This window comes from Brevibacterium sp. FME37, assembly GCF_014897485.1.
Taxonomy (GTDB): Bacteria; Actinomycetota; Actinomycetes; order Actinomycetales; family Brevibacteriaceae; genus Brevibacterium.
This window is the reverse complement of sequence record NZ_JABUYE010000003.1, coordinates 356314-374803: the sequence shown is the minus strand read 5'-3', so window position 1 is coordinate 374803 and position 18490 is coordinate 356314. Positions and strand designations below refer to the sequence as shown.

At 60.7% G+C, this 18490-nt stretch carries 20 protein-coding genes; 8 read left to right on the top strand and 12 right to left on the bottom strand.

Annotation, left to right across the window (positions count from 1 at the left end; translation table 11 throughout):
* Positions 1-17: 17 nt before the first annotated feature.
* Entirely contained in the window at positions 18-782 is a 765-nt protein-coding gene (locus INT29_RS05880) for an ABC transporter ATP-binding protein (protein WP_101572245.1), read from the bottom strand.
* A 259-nt stretch (positions 783-1041) separates the two neighbouring features.
* Here INT29_RS05880 and INT29_RS05875 point away from each other — a divergent pair, with 259 nt between their 5' ends.
* Positions 1042-1452, top strand: a complete 411-nt coding sequence (locus INT29_RS05875) for a VOC family protein (RefSeq protein ID WP_101572247.1) — start codon at positions 1042-1044, stop codon at positions 1450-1452.
* On the opposite strand, the gene INT29_RS05870 is transcribed toward INT29_RS05875, so the two are convergent.
* Entirely contained in the window at positions 1419-2030 is a 612-nt protein-coding gene (locus INT29_RS05870; RefSeq protein ID WP_193071047.1) for a TetR/AcrR family transcriptional regulator, read from the bottom strand. The genes INT29_RS05875 and INT29_RS05870 overlap by 34 nt on opposite strands.
* Before the next feature lie 153 nt (positions 2031-2183).
* On the opposite strand from INT29_RS05870, the gene INT29_RS05865 reads away from it, so the two are divergent.
* Positions 2184-3044, top strand: a complete 861-nt coding sequence (locus INT29_RS05865) for an SDR family oxidoreductase (RefSeq protein ID WP_193071045.1) — start codon at positions 2184-2186, stop codon at positions 3042-3044.
* A 58-nt stretch (positions 3045-3102) separates the two neighbouring features.
* Here the strand turns inward: INT29_RS05865 and INT29_RS05860 are convergent, their stop codons facing one another.
* The 3 genes from INT29_RS05860 to INT29_RS05850 all read right to left on the bottom strand — a co-directional run bounded on the left by INT29_RS05860 (position 3103) and on the right by INT29_RS05850 (position 6707).
* Complete coding sequence (locus INT29_RS05860; protein ID WP_193071044.1) at positions 3103-4647, bottom strand: AMP-binding protein; 1545 nt, start codon at positions 4645-4647, stop codon at positions 3103-3105.
* Between the two features lie 32 nt (positions 4648-4679).
* Entirely contained in the window at positions 4680-5813 is a 1134-nt protein-coding gene (locus INT29_RS05855; protein ID WP_101572255.1) for a DUF5938 domain-containing protein, read from the bottom strand.
* A gap of 102 nt (positions 5814-5915) precedes the next feature.
* Positions 5916-6707 (bottom strand): SDR family NAD(P)-dependent oxidoreductase, encoded by a 792-nt coding sequence (locus INT29_RS05850; protein WP_193071043.1) that lies wholly within the window; start codon positions 6705-6707, stop codon positions 5916-5918.
* 120 nt (positions 6708-6827) lie between these two features.
* Between INT29_RS05850 and INT29_RS05845 the strand changes: the two genes are divergently transcribed.
* On the top strand, positions 6828-7478 hold the full coding sequence (locus tag INT29_RS05845; protein WP_193071041.1) for a TetR/AcrR family transcriptional regulator: 651 nt from the start codon (positions 6828-6830) through the stop codon (positions 7476-7478).
* A gap of 69 nt (positions 7479-7547) precedes the next feature.
* Here the strand turns inward: INT29_RS05845 and INT29_RS05840 are convergent, their stop codons facing one another.
* A complete protein-coding gene (locus tag INT29_RS05840; protein ID WP_193071040.1) occupies positions 7548-8846 on the bottom strand; it encodes a DUF445 domain-containing protein in 1299 nt (432 codons plus the stop codon).
* 173 nt (positions 8847-9019) lie between these two features.
* Here INT29_RS05840 and INT29_RS05835 point away from each other — a divergent pair, with 173 nt between their 5' ends.
* The 5 genes from INT29_RS05835 to INT29_RS05815 all read left to right on the top strand — a co-directional run bounded on the left by INT29_RS05835 (position 9020) and on the right by INT29_RS05815 (position 12674).
* Complete coding sequence (locus INT29_RS05835) at positions 9020-9229, top strand: DUF2945 domain-containing protein (protein WP_193071039.1); 210 nt, start codon at positions 9020-9022, stop codon at positions 9227-9229.
* On the top strand, positions 9226-9798 hold the full coding sequence (locus INT29_RS05830; RefSeq protein WP_193071038.1) for a DUF488 family protein: 573 nt from the start codon (positions 9226-9228) through the stop codon (positions 9796-9798). The genes INT29_RS05835 and INT29_RS05830 overlap by 4 nt, the downstream gene beginning before the upstream one ends.
* Before the next feature lie 145 nt (positions 9799-9943).
* Positions 9944-10696, top strand: coding sequence for a class I SAM-dependent methyltransferase (locus INT29_RS05825; RefSeq protein ID WP_193071037.1), 753 nt, complete (start codon positions 9944-9946; stop codon positions 10694-10696).
* 200 nt (positions 10697-10896) lie between these two features.
* Positions 10897-12090, top strand: a complete 1194-nt coding sequence (argE, locus tag INT29_RS05820) for an acetylornithine deacetylase (RefSeq protein WP_193071036.1) — start codon at positions 10897-10899, stop codon at positions 12088-12090.
* 191 nt (positions 12091-12281) lie between these two features.
* Positions 12282-12674 carry a hypothetical protein gene (locus INT29_RS05815; RefSeq protein ID WP_193071035.1) on the top strand — a complete coding sequence of 131 codons (393 nt, stop codon included), beginning with the start codon at positions 12282-12284 and terminating at the stop codon, positions 12672-12674.
* A gap of 244 nt (positions 12675-12918) precedes the next feature.
* Here INT29_RS05815 and rplI read toward each other — a convergent pair whose 3' ends face one another.
* The 6 genes from rplI to INT29_RS05785 form a co-directional block, all read right to left on the bottom strand.
* Entirely contained in the window at positions 12919-13377 is a 459-nt protein-coding gene (gene rplI, locus INT29_RS05810; protein WP_193071033.1) for a 50S ribosomal protein L9, read from the bottom strand.
* 15 nt (positions 13378-13392) lie between these two features.
* Positions 13393-13632 carry a 30S ribosomal protein S18 gene (gene rpsR, locus INT29_RS05805; RefSeq protein ID WP_101572272.1) on the bottom strand — a complete coding sequence of 80 codons (240 nt, stop codon included), beginning with the start codon at positions 13630-13632 and terminating at the stop codon, positions 13393-13395.
* Between the two features lie 36 nt (positions 13633-13668).
* Positions 13669-14310, bottom strand: a complete 642-nt coding sequence (locus INT29_RS05800; RefSeq protein WP_101572274.1) for a single-stranded DNA-binding protein — start codon at positions 14308-14310, stop codon at positions 13669-13671.
* Positions 14311-14343: 33 nt separating this feature from the next.
* Positions 14344-14634: a 30S ribosomal protein S6 gene (gene rpsF, locus INT29_RS05795; protein WP_101572358.1), complete on the bottom strand. Its 291-nt coding sequence runs from the start codon at positions 14632-14634 to the stop codon at positions 14344-14346.
* A gap of 137 nt (positions 14635-14771) precedes the next feature.
* A complete protein-coding gene (locus INT29_RS05790; RefSeq protein WP_193071032.1) occupies positions 14772-16109 on the bottom strand; it encodes a hypothetical protein in 1338 nt (445 codons plus the stop codon).
* 12 nt (positions 16110-16121) lie between these two features.
* Positions 16122-18461: a transglycosylase domain-containing protein gene (locus INT29_RS05785; protein ID WP_319020845.1), complete on the bottom strand. Its 2340-nt coding sequence runs from the start codon at positions 18459-18461 to the stop codon at positions 16122-16124.
* Positions 18462-18490: the final 29 nt, after the last annotated feature.

The window sequence follows — 18490 nt, the reverse complement described above, 5'->3', positions numbered from 1 at the left end:
GATATTCATGGTCGGCATCACCAGTTGTTCTGGACGTACTGGGTGTTCTGTGCACGCTGGTCGTTCTGCGCGTACTCGTTCGCGGAGTCCGAGACGATGCGCCCGTCGGCGAGTCGGACGATGCGCGAGCACCGGGCAGCCACGGTCTCATCGTGAGTGACCACGACCAAGGTGGATCCTCGTCCGGTCGTGGAGGCGAGGAGTTCGGAGAGCACCTCGGTGGAGGTGGTGGAGTCGAGCGCGCCTGTGGGCTCATCGGCGAAGGTGACCACGGGCTGGGTGACCTGGGCGCGGGCGATGGCCACGCGCTGAGCCTGTCCGCCGGAGAGCTGCCCGATGCGCTTGTCCAGGTGCTCGGCCAGTCCCAGGCGCTGCAGCCACGCACGAGCGTGCTCGGTCGCATCGGGGCGCTTCAGACCTGAGAGCATTGCGGCGAGCGCGACATTGTCCAAGGCGGTGAGCTCGGGCAGGAGCAGACCCTGCTGGAACACGAACCCGAAGACCTCGCGACGCAGAGCGGTGCGGCCCTTCTCCTTCAGCGACGTGATCTCCGCGGCGGCGCTGCGGTCGGTGGGCAGGAGACGGATATTCCCCTCGTCAGGTCGGATGATGCCAGCGAGGCAGTGCAGGAGGGTCGTCTTTCCGGAACCGGAGGGCCCCATGACGGCCACGGATTCGCCGAGGCCGATGGTGAGGTCGACTCCGGCGAGCGCATAGGTCTGGTTGTAGTGCTTGGTCACGTTCGACGATGTGATGATCGCGGGAAGCTGTGTGTTTGTCATGTCTCCATGTTTTCGCAATCGGACTTGCCCGACTATGAAGACCTCCCACCACTGGGGCGAGGAAAACCCGATAATCGGCACGGAGGTTGAGGAGCCCCGCATGCGACCCTGCAATGGACCAGCACGGCTCACGCCTCTATTGTGAATGCGTAGCGGATGCTTCGAAGGCTCCGCTGCCGAAGAACCACTCTGCGTGAACCACTCCGGGTGAACTCACGACGAGGACCAGTGAAGAGACATCTACAACTGAGGAGTCATCATGAAAGCACAGTGGATCAGCATTCTCGTCGACGATCAGGCTCGCGCTCTGAAGTTCTACACGGATCGGCTCGGCTTCATTCCGAAGGTCGACGTGCCCGTCGGAGACGAGTTCCGCTGGCTCACAGTGGTCTCACCAGAGGATCCCGATGGCGTGGAAGTCGTCCTCGAACCCAAGGGACACCCCGCCGCGAACGACTTCACTTCCGCGCTGAAGGCAGACGGAATCCCCCTCAACCAGTTCGCCGTTGAGGATGTCCAGGCCGAATACGATCGCCTGAACAAACTCGGTGTGACTTTCGTTCAGGAACCGACGACGATGGGCCCGGTCACCACAGCAGTCCTCGACGACACCGTCGGCAACCTGATCCAGCTCATTCACCAGGAAGAGGCCGAGCCTGACCTGCCGTGAGCAGGCTGGCAGATGCCGTCGAGGACCAATCCGGTTCGCCGCTCGTAGGCCGCTCTGGAAGGGCGAACCCCGTACTTGAGTGCGAGTGAGTTGTCGACGGCCATCGCTTGAAAGTCATCCGACGTGACCCCTTCGGCCAGAGCGTTGGCCGCATGCCCATCCTGCACCAGCTCCTCGTGGAAGCTTCCCCCGAGGTGACAGAGTTCCATGAGTGGGCCCGAGGCAGGAAACGCCTGCAGGAGAACGTCGTTGACCGCCGGCAGTCGGTATTGAAGTTCGCGGATGGCACCGACGTAGAATCGAATCCGCTCACTGATACCGGGAACTGAGCGGGCGTCATCAATCACGGACTTCAGCTTAGTCGCGACGACCTCGTCGATGACGGAATCGATCAGTCCGATCCGCCCGCCAAACCTGTTGAAGATCGTCGCCTTGCTCACCTGGGCGGTACCGGCGACGTTCTCCAGCGGTGCCGAAAGTCCCTCGACGCGAAACACCTCGATTGCGGCAGCGCGGATCCGCGCGACATTCCGGCGGGCATCCGTACGCAACGTCGGCCCAGAGTTCCTATCAGCCACCCTCAGCTCTCCCCTGTTCTCTCCATAACTTGACTACATTGGTCACTTTACCGCAGGATGGATGTCGGCACTAAGTTGACCATATAAGTCAACTTGAAAGGGGTGCCTCCATCAGCACCGGTCTCGGACCGGCTTCAGCGAAAGGTCGCCATAATGATCATCGTGACCGGAGCAACGGGCGCTCTCAACGGATTCACTGTGGAGTATCTCCTCCAACGGATTGCGCCGAGCGACATCGGTGTCAGCGTCCGCAACCCCGACCGCGCACAGCACCTGGCAGACCAGGGCGTTCGCGTCAGACAAGGAAGTTACGACGATCCAGATGCGCTCCGTCACTCGTTCGCCGACGCGGAGCAGGTACTTCTCGTCTCCTCGAGTGATGTCACCGCGGACGTCATCACACAACACAGAACAGCCATCGACGCGGCAGTCGAGGCTGGAGCCCAACGAATCCTGTACACGAGCGCTCTCGGGACCGGCTTCAACTCCCCCTACCCTCCGCTGGCAATTCACGCTGCCACCGAGCAATACCTTGCCGAGTCGGGCGTCTCTTGGACGGCACTGCGCAATGGCTTCTACGGAGACCTAGGAGATCTGCTCGGACCATGGCAGGCAACGGGCACGATCGCCAAACCAGCCGACGGTCCCTTCTCGTGGATCGACCGACGCGATGCCGGCAAAGCGGCCGCGACAATATTGACCAGCGCATCGTCCTTCGACGGCCAAGTCAATCTCACACTGCCCTCACCGGTGACTCTCGCTGACTTCGCCGCACGCGCCTCCGAACTATCGGGCCGCCCTGTCGAACGAATCGTTGTCAAGGACGAAGAATGGATTGCAGGTGAAGTGGCCAACGGGGTGCCCGAGGCTGCCGCACGATTCACTCTGACGATGTTCCAAGCAACGCGAAGCGGCCATTTCGCGCACCCCGATCCCACCCTGTCTCGTCTCCTCGGACGGACGCCCCGTACCATCTCCGATCAACTCAAGGAACAGGTGGTGCGGACTGAGTGATTGTCCACGGACCGACGTCCAGCGATAAAGCACACGGCTTCACACCTAGTTCACGATTTCACATCGATGTCTCGTCCTTCAGCAACGCCTTGCGGATCTCGACCTTGAGGACCTTGCCCACCTTCGACCTGGGCAGATCGCTCCAGGCATCGATGCGCTTCGGGGTCTTGATGCTGCCGATCCGGGCTTTGACGTGCCCCCGCAGCTCCTCCGTCGTCACCGCACCACCTGGGCGAAGCTGAACCACGGCGGTGACCATCTCGCCCCAATGTTCATCGGGCAGACCGATGACAGCGCAGTCCTGGACCTCGGGGTGGGAGAGCAGGGCCTGCTCCACTTCGGTGGAGTAGACGTTGAACCCGCCGGTGATGATCATGTCCTTGGCACGATCGACGACGTAGAGGTAGTTCTCTTCATCGAGATAGCCGATGTCGCCGGTATGATGCCATCCGAATCGCGTCGCCTCCTCGGTCGCGTCGGGGTTCTTGTAGTAGCCCTCCATGACGAGGGATCCCCGAACGACGATCTCTCCGCGTTGCCCTCTGGGCAGGATCTCGCCGTCTGGAGACATCACTTCCACGGTGCACAGCGGGGAGGCTCGCCCGGCCGAACTCAACCGGTCCTTGGCCAGGGCCCCGTCGGGCAGGAAATGTTCTCGCGGTGACATCGTCGAAATCATCATGGGCGCTTCAGTCTGGCCGAACAGCTGAGCCATGACCGGACCGATCCTCGCAATCGCCTCTTCTAACCGCACCGGAGACATAGGGGCAGCCCCGTACCACAGGCATTCGAGGGAACTGAGATCTGTGGAATCCAGCCCCGCCTCGGCGAGGATCATGTAGACGATCGTCGGCGGCAGGAACGAATGCGTGACTCCATGCTCTTCGACATGGGCCAGGAACGCTCCAACGTCGGCACCGCGCATGATGACGATCTGCCCGCCAAGCGAGAGGATAGGAAAGCACAGAACTCCGGCCGCGTGTGTCAGCGGTGCCATCGCCAGGTACACGGGCTTCTTCGTGAATGGATAGGACATCAGGGTGAGCGCGGTCATCGTCTCAAGATTCTGATTCGACAACATCACTCCCTTGGGACGACCGGTAGTGCCCCCTGTGCCGACGACCATCGCCAGATCGCCCACGGGTGTGCCCGAAGTTTGCCGGTTGTCTCCAGCGGTGAGGAACTCTTCCCACCCGAGGGCTCCTTCGGGCTCGGCATCCAGGCACACCCAGGTATGGATCATCGGCAGATCCGCGCGGATGCTGTCGACCAATTGCGTGTAGGCGCTCGCGAAGATCACGACCGTGCAGTCCGAGAGCTCCAGTAGCTCACGATTCTCCTGGGCCTCGTTACGAGGATTGATCGGACACCACACGGCACCGATCCTAGAGATGCCGAAGACACAGGTGAAGGCCGTCGGATCATTACTCGAGATGATGGCGACCTTGTCTCCAGGTTTCACTCGCCTGGCAGCAAGCCCTGCCGCGATCTCTGCAGACAGCGACTGCACCTGTTCGTAGCTGCGCGACACTCCATCAGTGGTCAGGCACGGTGCCTGCGGGTCGATGGAGGCACCCTTGTCGAGGTAGTCGGAGAGTCTCATGATCTGCGTTCCTTCGCGTCGGTTTCAGTCTGTCAGCTCTGGACCGTGAGCACCGGTTCGGCGACCAGCCCGAACTCCCGCAGCACGCCGAGGAGTGCTTCGTGACCGAATGCCTGACATCCGGAAGCAAAGCCGACACGCCGAGGTGCCTGCTGGGTCAGGTGGTAAGCGAAGTAGGCTTGGAGCAGTCCGGTCTGCTGATAGTTGCTGTTGCCGTGGATGACACAGTGGGCACGCCCCAGGGGCCCACTGGCATGGACCGAGTCCAGTGACTTGTTCACCAGCGGGTTCTCTCTCGGTGGCATCTCACTCATCACCTGAGCCGCGGTCTCGGTGAGCACCTTGTCGCGTTCGGCATCGGACATGTCCTTGGTCTGTTCGAGCGCATTGGCCACGATGACCGGCACACCCCTCATCAGCGCCGTGTTGAACACGCCGCCCTGGGCCTTGACGTTGGCAACCCGCGGGTCGTTCTTGAACCAGACCGGGTGGCTCGTTCCGCCCCAGGGAAGGGACTGTGCGAGCTCATGCTGACCGGGAACGACAAGCGGAACCAGCCCCTCGTTGGGGTCGAACTCGCTGTAGGCATTGCGTTCGAGGTAGTACGCCTTGGAGGTCGCGGCATTGACGAGGATCGTCTGCGTCGAGGCGATCGTCGGGCTCCCGCCCCAGAATACGGCGATGTCCAAGGTGTCCAGACCGGGCTTCTCGAGACACAGGTTGGCCGCGATCTCTCCGATCGTGTACATCTGCGCCAGACCCGGTGAGAGCAGACGGTTCTTCTCTGCGAACTGCTGACCGAACTGCTCCTCGCAGGTGATCAGCCAGTCCTGCTCTCCCGAGGTGTCGGAGTAGTGGGCTCCCGCAGCCAAGGCGGCTTCGACGACCATGGGGCCGTACTTGCTGAACGGGCCGACAGTGTTGATGACAACCTCGGCGCCGGAGAACAATTCGGTGAGAGCTCCGACCTCGTTGTCGACGGCCTTGACCTCATAGTCAGCGGTCTCGATCCCGGGAACGTTGGTGTTCATCGATTCCTGCAGGCGTTTTTCGCTGCGTCCGGCGGCGATGAACGGCACACCGTATTGGCGCAGATACTCACAGACGATTCGTCCTGTGTAGCCGCTTGCCCCGTATACGACGACGGGCTTCTTCTGCTCGGACATCAGTGTCTCCTTCTCGCGAATAGTGTTCAGATGTGCGGATGATGGTCAGCGTGGTGCGGATTGTGGTCGGATGTGTCCCGGATGATCAGCTGCGTGCGGACATCACATGCCCATGCCGCCGTCGACCTGCAGGGCGGCTCCATTGACGAATCGTGACTCGTCGGAGGCCAGGAACATCAGCGCATCGGTGATGTCCTTCTCCTCTCCCAGACGTCCGGACGGGGTCAACTCAACAACAGCGGCGACAGCGGCCTCTGGACTTTCGAAGAGCCCGAGTTCCGATACGTCATTGGCCAGTCCTGCACCCATCGCGTTGGGAACCAGGCCGGGGAAGATGCAGTTGACTCGGACTCCGTATCCCAGCTTTCCGCTCTCCATTGCCGCCACTCTGGTCAACCGGTCGATTGCCGACTTCGTCGCGGAATAGACAGAGATCCCGGGAAAGGCGATCGTCGCCGCCACGGAGGCGACGTTGATGATCGTTCCTCCGCCTTCCGCCGGCCCGCCTGGGCGCATCGCACGCAAACCGTGCTTGAGACCGAGAACCGTGCCGAGCACATTGACGTTGAGCATCTTCTTGGCGTCATCAGGGTTGATGTCCGTGATCAGGCTGGTGATCTCCAGTCCGGCATTGTTGACGACGATGTCCAACCCACCCAGTGCCGCGACCGTTGAGTCGATCGCCGCCTGCCATGAGGAATCGTCTGTCACATCGAGTCTGACGAAGTGATGGCCTTCGCCCAGTTCCGAGGCGACTTCGGCGCCTCGGTCCTGCAGATCGGCGATGGCGACTGTGGCTCCTGCCGCAGAGAGGGCGCGAGCGTATGACTCGCCGAGGCCCTGCGCTCCACCTGTGACCAAAGCTCTGCGCCCGGTGAGATCGTACGGTGACATTTTCGGCTCCTTTGCCTGCGATTTAAGCGACGAGACAAGCGTCACATTCAAGCTTGACAACTGTCAAGACCAACTGTCCAGACCATTGATCAAGAAATGGACTGCGGCTAGTATTGAGATGTGGCAAGCACCCAGACTCAGCAGAAGGCTGCCCGCAGCAGGAGGGGCACGGGCAGTTACGACGAGCGTCGAATAGCGCTCGCGGAATCCGCGTTGCGGACCCTCGGCGAGCTCGGCTATGCGCGGACGAGCTTGCGCGACATCGCAGCGAACTCCGAATTCAGCCACGGCGTGGTTCATTACTATTTCCGCGACAAGACCGAACTCATCGTCTTCTGCGTCAAGCATTACAAGACTCAGTGCATGCACCGCTACGACTCGGTAGTTCAGGAGTCCACCACGTCGGCGGGTTTGCTCACCGGATTCGCCGACAAGTTGGTGCAGACACTGACGGAAGAGCCGTCAATGCACCGTCTCTGGTACGACCTGCGCTCCCAGAGCATGTTCCAGGAGGTGCTTCGCGACGATGTGCATGACATCGATCGTGGTCTCGAGGACATGATCTGGCGTGTGGTCTCCCGCTATGCAGAGCTCAGTGACGGCCGCCCATTGGTCGAATCACGCGCCGCTTACTCGATGTTCGACGGCATCTTCGAGAGCACTCTGCGCGATTTCCTCGCCGATCGATCGGGTGCGGTCGACTGGATCAGAGCTCAGGTGAGAAGCCTGCTTCCTGCGCTGTGCGCACCCGTGGACTCAGCCTCGAACTGATCGACCAGCCCTCAAGCTGTCCATCCGGCGCTCAGATCGAACGTCCGGCTTTCAAGCCGGCAAAGGCCCTCACCCAGGCAGCAGCACAATGATCGTGTGGATGAGAAGTCCGACCAGGGCGCCGATCACGGTTCCGTTGATCCGGATGTACTGCAGGTCTTTGCCCACGTAGAGTTCGATCCTCTCGGCGGCTTCCTTCGCATCCCAGCGTTCGATGGTGTCTGAGATGACGCTGGCGATTTCGGGGCCGAAGCTCTCGGCCAGGTCTCCAGCTGTGGTGGCGATCCGGTCGTCGATCTTGGCGGCAAACTCCGAGTCAGCCTGCAACCGCTGGGCGAACTCTCCGATGAGTTCTGAGATCCGTCCCCGCACCTCACCGTTCGGATCGATGATGGCCTGACGCAGGAGCTGTTTGAGGCTGCTCCAGATCTCGAGCACCGAGTCGACGACCCCGGACTGGCTGAGCAGGTCGTTGATGATGACTTCGGCCTTCTCCGACAGCGGAGTATCCGAGTTCAGGTCGTCGGAGAGATCGACGAGCCAGGAATCGAGGGCCTGACGCGCCTTGTGGTATTCGTTGTCGCGGACGTCGGCGACCCAGCCGAGCACCTCGCGCTGAAGTCGGTTGGAGAGCTGCTCGTTGACGAATTCGGGGATCCAGGAAGGTGCCCGATTGTGAACGATCTCATCGATGACCTGCGGATTGTCACTCAACCAGGAGTACGCCTCGGCGACGATGAGGTCGACAAGTTTATGGTGCGCCCCGTCAAGGACGATCTGGCGCAGAAACTGGGCCAACACCGGAGTCTTGCGGGTCGCGACCAGGCGCGGAATGATGACATTCCTGGTCAGGGTTACCACGGAATCGTCATCGATGCGGGCCAGCACATATTCGAGTCCACCGGCGGCACGGTCGACGACGAGGTCACGGTTGGCGGACCTGCTCAGCCACTCACCGGCGCGGTGGGAGACTTGGGCGGATCGGATCTTCGTCGACACCGCCTCGGCGTGGAGGAAATTCGCGGCGACGAACGCGGACATGCTCGCGCCCAAGGTGTCCTTCTTGCGCGGAATGATCGCTGTGTGAGGAATGTGCAGACCCAGCGGGTGACGGAAGAGCGCGGTGACGGCGAACCAATCGGCGATCGCACCGATCATCGCGGCCTCAGAAGCGCGGGAGACGAATCCCCAGACTCCGGTGTTGTCGGTGAAGATGTGGGTGATAAGGAAGATGAGGGTGGCGAGGATGAGCAGTGACAGTGCCAGCGTCCGCATCTTGCGCAGACCCCGCGCCCGTTCCTGATCCTCCGGCGTCAGTTCGCTCGGACCGCCGAAGCGCGGCACAGATGGTGCTTTTTCGATCGACATCGTTTCCCCCTTGTCACCTGTCATCGACTTTAGCGAAGTCCCTGCCCAAGATGGTCATCGGCAGGCTGTGCTGAGCCTGAGAACCTGAGTCGCGGACTCCGCACCCTGACATCCTCGCCCCCCAACATGCTTGTATGGGGAGAAGAGCATTCGACGATTTTGGGGAGGATAACATGGCGGAGAACTTCTCTGTCGGCGATCACGTGGGTTGGAATTCGGAGGCCGGCGAGGTCTCGGGCACGATCACGAAGGTCCACACTTCTGATTTCGAGTACAAGGGCCACAATCGTCGGGCGTCGAAGGACGAGCCGCAGTACGAGATCAAGAGCGATCACATCGCCGCTCACAAGGGCAGTTCGCTCCACCGGATCAGCAAGAAGTGACCGATTCGCAACCGGTTGATCCACGGTTCTTCACCATCGGGCATTCGACTCATTCCCTCGAGGAATTCATCGAACTCCTGACCGAGAATTCCGCCGAGGTGGTCGTCGACGTCCGCAAGCTGCCCGGATCGAACAAGTTTCCCCAGTTCAATGCGGATACCCTCGTCGATGACCTGGCCGAGGCGGGCATCAGACTCCGGCGCCTCGAGGGGCTGACAGGCAGACGCCCGGTGAATCATGACATCGACTTCGACGTCAACGGATGGTGGAAGAACCGCAGCTTCCACAACTATGCCGATCACACCCTGACCGAGGAGTTCCGTCACGACTTCGACCAGCTGCTCGGATGGGGCGCGAAGAGTCGTTGCGTCCTCATGTGCTCTGAGGCGGTGTGGTGGCGCTGTCATCGGCGCATCATCGCCGACAACCTACTCGCCCACGACTTCTCAGTCAGCCACATCATGGGCAAGAACCAGACGACTGCCGCTGAACTCAGCGCCGCAGCCGTTGTCGATAAGGACGAAAACGTCACGTACCCGGCAACCGACTCAGCCAGCTCCACGAGTTAGCCCACGGATTCATAGCGATTCGTGGGGGCGCGCAGCAATTCTTGGGGGTACCAAGCGATTTGCAGGTAACAGAACCCCGATTTCGCACGCTCAGATCGAGGTTCTTCTCCCTCTGAATTGAGCTGCGCCCCGCTAGGCTCACTTCATGGCATATTACGAACAGCGCCAGCGGGCAGAGTCCTTCGGTCAGGTTGCTCAGAACTACGATGCCTTTCGCCCGCAATATCCTGAGGCCTTAGTGCGGGAGATCCTCGACTCATCGACTTCCAACGGGCCTCGCGTGCTCGATGTCGGCTCTGGCACCGGGATCTTGGCTGCTCAGCTGCGGGAAGCAGGCTGTGAGGTTCTCGCCGTTGAGCCCGACTCGGAGATGGCAGGTATCGCCAAGGGAAAGGGTCTCGTCGTCGAGAAATCGACGTTTGAGGATTGGGATCCCGCTGGACGCACTTTTGACATCATCGCCTTCGGACAATCGTTCCATTGGGTCGACCCGGCTATTGCCCTTCCCCAGATCGCACAGGCTCTCAATCCACGAGGGGCCCTAGCCCTGGCCTGGAATGATATCCAGGCAAGCGGAGAGACGGGTAGCGCCCTGGCTCTGATAATGAATAGATTCTCACCACCTCCCGCACCATCGTCTGAGCGGTCAAACGAGGAACATCCTGTGCTGAGTGAACTTAAGACCAATGGGTTCGATGCCGAGGAGCTGACATTCGAGGAATCATTGGCCTATTCCCGAGATACGTGGCTGTCAATGGTCTTCACCCACTCAGCTCAGTTGACCATGGAGCCGGCAGAACGGGACCAGCTGTTCGCCGAGATGGCTGCAGTCATCCCAGACAGCGGACTCAGCGCTCACAACGAGGCGCAGCTCATTCTCGCCAGTCCTTCAAGCTGACGCCATCCCTCTCAACCCACGTCCTACATCGCTTGCACCCATAGACAGCAAGTCCCAGATGACGAGATATTTCTGTCTCATCGACATTTCGGACGTAGTCTGTTGGGGTCTGGTCACCGCTGTCCCGCACGGGAGGGATCCGACCAGGTTTCCGCTTCAGGCTGACCGGACGGTTCACCCCCGTACAGTCAGGAGCAGCCGTGCCAGCACAACCGGCCGAGGCCACCATTTCCGAGATCACCGATCTCATCACCTTCGACACCACGAGCCGGGACACGAATCTCCCCCTCATCGACCATGTCGTCGACCGCCTCAAGGCCGCAGGCATCGCATCTCAGCTTGTGCCTAATGCCGAAGGCACCAAGTCAAACCTGCTGGCCACACTGCCGGCCGCCGATGGATCGACCACAGGCGGTATCGTCCTGTCCGGGCACACCGATGTCGTGCCCGTCGACGGTCAGGACTGGTCTAGCGATCCTTTCACTCCGCAGGTCAGGGACGGCAAGCTCTACGCCCGTGGCAGCGCAGACATGAAGTCCTTCATCGGAGTCATCCTCGCCAAACTGCCTGAGCTGACGGCCGCAAAACTCAAGGAACCCATCCACCTAGCCTTCTCCTATGACGAAGAGATCGGCTGTGTGGGTGCGATCGACCTCGTGGACAAGATCACCGAGGCGGGCCTGGCCCCACGCGGCTGTGTCGTCGGTGAGCCCTCGAGCATGCGAGTGGTGCGCGGCCACAAGTCGATGAACGTCTTCCGTGTCGACTTTCATGGCGTCGCTGCACATTCTTCGCTGACTCCAGAAGGCGTGAACTCGATTGCCTACGCGGCCGAGTTCGTCAGTTTCGTCCATGCGGTCGCCGCCGAGTTCCGCACCGAGGGTCCATTCGATGAGAACTATGTCGTGCCCTTCACCACGGTCACGGCGAATACGATCAGCGGAGGTATCGCCGTCAATACGATCCCCGCCGAGGCGAGCGTGCAGTTCGAATTCCGGTCGCTGGGTTCCGTGGACCGCGAAGCCCTGGTCCAACGATTCCGCGACGAGGCGGCCCGCCTCGAACGCATGATGCGCGCAGATAACGAGAGCACCCGCGTCGACTTCACCGTTGAGGCTGCTGCTCCCGGCTGCGAGACTCCTGCTGACGCGGACATCGTTGCCCTGGCCGGTCAGTGGGGCGGAGTGGTCAGTGATGACAAGGTCACCTATGGCACCGAAGCGGGATTATTCTCCAACGCGGGCATTCCCACTGTTGTCTGCGGCCCTGGCGACATCGCTCAGGCCCACGCACCTGATGAGTTCATCGAGCTCGACCAGATCGTGGCCTGCGAATCGTTCATCGGCAACCTGATCACCGACCTCAGCACGAATTCCGACAGCGACGCCCACTGAGAGTAGGCGCCGTGCTCTCCCTCGGCACAATCGCACTGCTCGTCAGGTTGCGGAACAGTACATGGGTTGCATCGTGTGTACTGTTCCGCAGCCTGACTCTTGTTCGAGGCCTCATGCTGGGACAGCCTGCTTGGTAGCCTGGACTCATGCACCGCCCGTTGACGCCACGAGAGCATGAGACTGCCTTAGCAGTGATTCATCATGCAGTCACGAAACCCAGCGAAGACGACTACGCGGACTTCACGGACGTGCAGAAGCAGGGATGGGACCCACCCACTCCAATCACGCCTCAACAGCGCTCGGTGTGGGAATCGAACCTCGCCGAGGTTGTCGTGACTAATCCGTGCGACTGCGGGCACTGCCCGTCGATCGGCATGCGCCCAGTGCTCAGAGTCGACGATGAGAACAGAGATGACGCTGGCGGACTCGGCGACTACGTCGAACGGATCATCCTCGATGCCACCGTCGACGGTTGCATGCTGCTACTGTTCGTCGACGACGACAGCCCCAGCTATCTCGAACTGGCACCAGCCGATGACGAGATCTATACGGAGTTCCCGCCACCCGAAGCGATCAAGTATTGACTAGGGTCAACAGAATCCTCAGCGTCAATGGATTTCGATGGAGAAGAAGTTTGATCTGAGTCGCTCAGATCGAACTTCTTCTCCCTGCAAAATGGCCACTAGAGGACGCACCACGCACCCCCAAACGTCGAGAGCATACAAAAACGTCGAGGGGACACTCTATAAAGTGTCCCCTCGACGTTAAGCTCTGCTTTCGACTACGAGCTGGGCTGACCGAGGGTCGGCCAGACTCGCTGCGGAAGCATCAGGCCTTGCCGACGACCTCGAACTTGGCGTTCGCGGTGATCTCGTCGTTGACGCGCACGGTAGCTGTGTAGTTGCCGGAGGTCTTGACGTGAGCAGGCAGTGCGACCTGACGGCGATCGAAATCGTGTCCGGTTGCGGTGTGCAGTGCTTCGGCCACGAGTGCCGGGGTCACGGCGCCGAAGAGGCGACCGTTCTTACCGGACTTGAGCTCGATGCGTGCGCTGGAGGATTCCAGCTGTGCCTTGACCTTGACTGCATCATCGTGGTCAGCGATCTGCTTGGCCTGACGAGCCTTGCGGAGAGCAAGCACGTGCTTCTCCGCACCCGCGGTCCATGCAGATGCCCAGCCACGGGGCAGCAGCAGGTTACGTGCGTATCCGGCGCGAACCTCGACGATGTCGCCGGCGGCTCCCAGACCATCAACTTCCTGGTTCAGAATAACTTTGCGATTAGGCATGTTCTCTCCCTCCGATCAGCGAGCAGTGCTCGAGTAGGGCAGAAGAGCCATCTCGCGGGCGTTCTTAACGGCCTTTGCGATGATGCGCTGTTCCTGCACGGTCACGCCGGTGACGCGACGAGCACGGATCTTGCCGCGGTCGGAAATGAACTTACGGAGCGTAGCGGTGTCCTTGTAGTGGATCTTCGCCGCTTCGCCCTTTTTGAGCGGATTAGCCTTCTTCTTGATAGGCTTCCGGATCTCTGGCTTGGCCATGAGTATCTCCTGATTTACGAAATGTCTTGAACGTGTTTAGAACGGTGGCTCATCGGCGCCCGGGTTACCCCAGCCGCCGTTGCCGCCCTGTGGACTCGATGATGCCCACGGGTCGTTCGCCGGTGCGTTGTTCCCCTGGCCGTAACCACCCTGGCGCTGACCACCCTGCTGCGAGCCACCCTGTTGTGGGTTGCCCTGCTGCGGGTTGTTGCCCCAGCCCGAGGACTGCTGCTGAGAGAAGCCACCCTGCTGGGCGCCTCCGCCCTGCTGCTGTCCGCCGAAGTTACCGCCGCCGGAGAATCCGCCTCCGCTGCGTTCGTTCTTCGTCACCTGGGCGGTGGCGCGTCGCAGGCTGGGGCCGACTTCGTCGACATCCAGTTCCATGACGGTGCGCTTTTCGCCCTCTTTGGTTTCGAAGGACCGCGACTTGAGGCGGCCCTGAACGACGACCCGAGTACCACGTTGCAAGGATTCGGCTACGTTTTCGCCCATCTCACGCCACACCGAGCAGCGAAGGAACAGGGTTTCCCCGTCCTTGAACTCGTTGGACTGACGGTCGAACATACGCGGCGTCGAAGCCACGGTGAAGTTTGCGACCGCAGCACCGTTAGGTGTGAAGCGCAGTTCGGGATCACTTGTCAGGTTCCCGACGACCGTGATGACTGTTTCGCCTGCCATTGACTGCTCCTTGAAACGAGGTGCTTGACGCTATTACTTGGCGTCTGGGCGGAGGATCTTGGTGCGCAGGACGGACTCGTTGAGTCCGAGCTGGCGATCGAGTTCCTTGGTCGTTGTAGGCTCGGCGTGGAAATCAACCACGACGTAGTAGCCCTCGGACTTCTTCTGGATGTCGTAGGCGAAACGCCTGCGTCCCCAGATGTCCACGTTGTCGACGGTTCCGTTTTCAGCCGGGACAACCTTGATCAGTTTGTCCACGGTGTCAGCCAACGTCCGCTCTTCGAGCTCGTTGTCAAGAATGAGCATGAGTTCATAATGACGCATGTGCCACCCACCTCCTCTGGTCTTCACGGCCATGGTCGTTCCATGGCAGGAGGGTATATGCATGTCCGTTCCAGCCCCCACGATGGTCGTGAAATGGGAACAGACCTACACAGTCTAGTGGACGCGCACCTGTGGTGTCATGTCGGATTCCCGTGCTCTTGCCCACTGACCGCAGCTTGGTCACCGTCAACGTCACCGATGGCTCGGCGAGGTGGCTCTATTCTGCGCAGTCGACCGCGGATCCGTCGACGGTACAGATTCTCACCAGCACAGATGACGACGGCGACGAGGGCCAGCAGTCGCAGAAGGGTCACAAGTGCGACGAAGGTCGGCTCGAGGCCCTTGCCCGATTCGTAAGCGTTGACATCGCCGAGGTGGATTGCAATGGCGAAGGCCGTTTCTGCCAGTGCCCAGATGATGAGCACCCACCAGCGACGGACTGTGAGCGCGAAGAACGGCAGGATCCAGAGGCTGTTCCAGGGCATCATCCCGGGGGCCAGCAGCAGGCAGCCGCCGATGAGTAGGCAGGCTGCGACGGCCGGGTCGAGCCCCGTTCTTCTTACCATGTACAACGAGATGGCGATTGCGGCGATGACGCCCGCGCTGCCGATGATCCACACCGGTGCCCACACCTCGGCGGTTCCGAGACGTGCCATGACCAGGATCGAGGCGAATGATCCGCCGTCGACCGCGTCACCCATCCAGTGGACGATCCGTTCGATGGCACTGCCATCGAGAACGAGGATAATCGCCGAGGTGATTGTGGCGGTGGCCAGCATCATCCGCGGGTCCTGTGGGCACAGTCTTCCGGCCGGACGCGGGCCGGCCAGGCTGAGTGCGAGAAGAACCAGCAGGGCAAGCGGGTTGATGAATGCGGCCAGTCCGAGCAGAACCCCGGATAGCCACGGGCGAGAGGTCAACGGCGAGGAACCGACGAAGATGACCATTGCCCAGACGCTCAGTGCCAGCGCCACGGGATCCAATGTCGACCCCAGGGTGAAGAGAATGACGGGTGAGGCGAAGGCGGCAACCAGCCAAGCCCGCTGTCGGGCCAGGACCAGAAGTGCAACGCCGAGGGCGGCGAAGGCGATGACGTTGATGAGGAGCACGATGGCCATGAACACGGTGACATCATCGGTCACAAGCTTCAGCAGCTGCACGAAGCGGGAATCGAGTACCGCCAGTCCCGCCATCCCTCCGTGGGATCGTCCCAGAGCTTCTTCAGGGTTGACCTGCCCGAGGAATGCTGCGGACAAGGACCCGGCACACATCCTCGCCGAGGCGGACGGCTGTTCGTAGCCCGAGCTCATGCAGGGGCCCTGCAGGGCGAGCGCGAGGAAGGTCGTGAGACCGAGGATTCCGGCGAAAATGTACGCCTGACCGCGTCGGAACCGTGCGCCCGCTGACGCGAGATGAATGCCGACCGGACCGCCGAGCAGAGGCTCGGCGATCCGGGTGCTGGACTGATTAGGCATGACTAGAGGTTACTAATCGTCGCCCTTAGGAGGTTCCGGCAGTTTGGTCGGCAAGCCGCCTGACCCACCATCCTTGGATGACCCGCCTTCCTTTCCACCTTTGTCTCCGTCACCGGAATCCGACCCGTTTCCGTTGTCGGATCCGGCGTTGCCCTTGTCGTCGTCGTTCGAACTTCCGTCATCATTCGAGGAACCGTTATCCTCTCGGCCGTCATCGGAGCCCTTGGAATCCTTGCCGTCGTCCTTCGAATCCTTCGAACCGTCGGAGTCCTTCTCCTTGTCCTTATCCTTGCCCTTGTCCTCGTCGTCCTTGGGCTTCTCGCTCGGCTTGTCGATCGGAGCCTTCTTTTCGGATCCGTCTCCGCCGTCGCTGCCGCTGGGTGACGTGGGCTTCGGCTTCGGAGCAGGGGCGACCGGCTCATTCGTGTTCTTGGGCTTCGGCTTGTCCGGCAGTTCTCCGCGCTCGGGGAACTGCTCGACCTTCTCGCCCTGGAGGGCCGCCTTCATGTACTCGGTCCATACCTGGATCGGGAAGGAGCCACCGGTGACCTGACCACGTCCGCCGTAAGCACCAATCGACACCGACTTGCCATCGACCTCTCGGTAGAGGACGACCGAGGTCGCCAGATTCGGTGTGTAACCCGAGAACCATGCTGCCTGGTTATCACTGGTAGTACCGGTCTTACCGGCTGCAGGTCGACCGAGCTGCTGTGCATAACTGCCCGAGCCGCCGTTGATGACCTGGCTCAGTGCATAGGAGGTTTCCGCTGCGACCGCCTTATCGAAGACGCGCTTGCCCTTGGTCTCCGACTTGAAGACTTCCTCGTCGTCCTCGCCCTGAGTGACTTTCTTGATCGCGTGAGCGTCATGCTTGACCCCATTCGAGGCGAAAGTCGAATAGGCGTTGGCCATGTCGACGACCTTCACACTGGGTGTGCCCAGCACGTTCGACATGTTGGGTGTCAGACCGATAGTGCAGTTCCGGGTGTCGCCCGTCTTCATCTGCTTATCTGTGCAGTTTCCGCTCAGGCCTGCCCGCTGGGCAACATCGACCGTCTTATCGGGCCCCACCTGAATGTTGAGCGCTGCATAAGCCGTGTTGATCGACGACTGCGTCGCCTTGAGCAAGCTCACAGGGCCATAGCTGGAATTGCCGAAGTTGTGTGGCGTCCACGTGGTGCCATCGGCATTGAAGGTCGTCGGGCTGCCGGGATACATGTCGGTCAGCCGCACGCCGTTCTCCAATCCAGCCACAAGAGCAAAGGGCTTGAACGTCGAACCGGCCTGGGCGTGGCCCTGAGTCGAGACGTTGAACGCCTGATCCAAGTAGTTCTTACCGCCGTAGAATGCTTCGATTCCACCGCTGTCCGGGTTGATCGAGACCAAACCTGCCTGCAGGCCCTCGGGTTGATCGGGCGGCAGGTTCTTGATCGCCTTCTCGGCTTCCTTCATCCGGTCTTTGTCGAAGGTGGTGGTGATGTTGTATCCACCGCGGTCCAGCTGAGCCTCGTCGATGTCGAGCTTGCGCAGGGCCTCGCGACGCACGTATTCCCACATGTAGCCTTTCTGGCCCTTGAGGGATTCTTCCTTGCTTGCTTCCTTCACCTTGGGCATCTTGACCTTGGCGGCCTGTTCCTCGGTGATGAAGCCTTCGTCGGTCATCGACTTCACAACGTAGTCAAATCGGTCCTGGTAGGCCTCCGGATTGTCTGCAGGGTCAGCTGCCCCGGGGCGCTGAATCATCGCGGCCAGCAATGCTGATTCGCTGACATCGAGGTCCTTCGCCGACTTGTCGAAGTAGTTTTGGCTGGCGACCTCGATGCCGTAAGACCGGCGTCCCAGGTAGATCGTGTTCAGGTAATTGGCAAGGATGTCATCCTTGCTCTGCTGCTGGTCGATCTTGAGGGAGATGAACATCTCCTTGACCTTGCGGTCCAGAGAATGTTCATTGGTCAGGTAGAAGTTCTTCACGTATTGCTGTGTGATCGTCGAACCGCCGCCGGCGTATTTGTTCGTCGCGACACCGACAACGGCACGGGAGAGCCCCTTCATCGAGATTCCGCGGTTCTCATAGAACGACGTGTCCTCGGCAGCAATGGCAGCCTTGCGCATCGGCTCGGAGATCTCATCGCTCGACACCGACTTGCGATCCTGGACCTTGTACTGGCCGATGGGAGTCTTGCCATCGTTGTAGTAGATGGTCGAAGTCTGACCTGTGGCCTCGATGTTGGGCTCAGGAACGTCTGTGACGGCATAGCCGATGGAGAACAGCACGCACAAAGCGATGATGATGCTGAGCCCGCCCACGACGAGTAGCCGGATACTGGGCAGAAAACGCGTCCATCCGCTCACACCTGTGCGCGGATAGTTGAGAATATTCT